Raw genomic sequence first — 1,346 nt, 5'->3', positions numbered from 1 at the left:
GATCGCTGATTTTTTGAAGGTATGGTCATCATCCAGTGCGTGTCACCACGGCTACGACTTGGTTGTTCGAGGTGCCCTGATGGCGTGCATTGGCAACGCACACTCACCCTGGAAAACAGCGCAAAAGACGAGTTCTCCTATCCGGCGGTGATCCAGGCCCGCGATGGCCTAGTCCATATCAGCTACACCTGGAAGCGCCAACGCATCAAACATGTTGTCCTGGATCCGACACGACTCGGCAGCAAAGCGGGTGACATGTTGGATCCGGCGGCTTGCAGATGGGCGCGAACCTGTCGCGTCTGACGCCACACAGCGAGCCGAATGCGTCGTACGCCGGCTCACCCACCGCAGCGAAGATGAAGCAGTGCATGTAAGGACGCTGATCGCTGTCGTCGCGCTCGATCCACAAGCGCAGCAACGTCAAGCCGCGTTGCTGCGCTTGCATGGCGGGCATGCCATCCACATTGGCAAGCAACGACGCCGCAAACTCGTCGACCTTGTGCAACGCCTTGAGCGCACTTTCAAACCGCGCATTCGCCAGTGCAGCATCCACGCCCGCCGCCGGGACGAATTGATGCAGATACGCTAACCACGCCGAGGCCAGCGGCGTGTCGTAGCTCTGCACCTGCCGCGCAGCCTCGGCAGGCACAGTAGCAATCGAAGCGATGATGCGGTCCAGTGCCTGTTGCTGCGCACTGAGCGCCTTGGCCAGCACATCGGCTCTGGCCTTCAATATGCGCTGCAGGTAGTCGCCCAGCTTGGCGTCCTGTGCGTAGGCATTGCGCTGCCGCAGCCAATCCCGTTGCTGATCGCACACGCCTGCGACCGAACTGAGCGGCGTGGTCTCCACCAGCGCACGCTCTTGATACGGTGAACATATAGTTAAACGTTCTTACCCTGATACTGTCAGACAGCAATGGACAAAGAAGACGCAAGCAATCAGACGCTGGATCGGTTGCACGAACGGCGCAAACAAGGGGTTCGACTGCAGCGCCTTGGACATGGAGTGATGCAGATCGCCAAGCTGACCGGCCTTTCGTCTCCGCAGGAGTGCGGCATGACGCTGTCGGTGCGGGGCGTGGGCACCTACCTGGCCCGGTCAGGGTTTACGCCGCAAACGCCGCTCAACAAAGCGGACGAGTAGCGCCCAGAAGCGGTGCAGGCGTGAGCGCTGCAGGCGTGGCTGGACGAGACCCATCCGGCGATTGAGAAACGCGCCAAAGCTGAGGGCGCACAGATACATTGGGGAGACGAAACGGCGTTGGAGAACACCGATGTGCGCGGTCGTTGCGACGCCCCGGCCGGCAAGACGCCGGTGGCCTTCGCAGTCGGTGGGACGCGGCAAA

Annotated in this window: 1 protein-coding gene and 2 pseudogenes; 2 read left to right on the top strand and 1 reads right to left on the bottom strand. The window is 61.2% G+C overall.

Annotated features, from left to right (window positions below; genetic code table 11):
• The first annotated feature begins 39 nt into the window (after positions 1 to 39).
• On the top strand, positions 40 to 303 hold the full coding sequence (locus tag XpopCFBP1817_RS20720; protein ID WP_279627143.1) for an exo-alpha-sialidase: 264 nt from the start codon (positions 40 to 42) through the stop codon (positions 301 to 303).
• Here the strand turns inward: XpopCFBP1817_RS20720 and XpopCFBP1817_RS20715 are convergent.
• A pseudogene (locus tag XpopCFBP1817_RS20715) lies at positions 266 to 859 on the bottom strand (lysozyme inhibitor LprI family protein); the annotation flags it as partial. The gene XpopCFBP1817_RS20720 and the pseudogene XpopCFBP1817_RS20715 overlap by 38 nt on opposite strands.
• Positions 860 to 916: 57 nt before the next feature.
• Here XpopCFBP1817_RS20715 and XpopCFBP1817_RS23475 point away from each other — a divergent pair.
• Positions 917 to 1,346 (top strand): annotated as a pseudogene (locus XpopCFBP1817_RS23475) (winged helix-turn-helix domain-containing protein); the annotation flags it as partial.

Source organism: Xanthomonas populi, from assembly GCF_002940065.1.
GTDB classification, from domain to species: Bacteria; Pseudomonadota; Gammaproteobacteria; order Xanthomonadales; family Xanthomonadaceae; genus Xanthomonas; species Xanthomonas populi.
The sequence above is the reverse complement of the archived record's forward strand: the minus strand, read 5'-3'. Positions and strand labels throughout refer to the sequence as shown.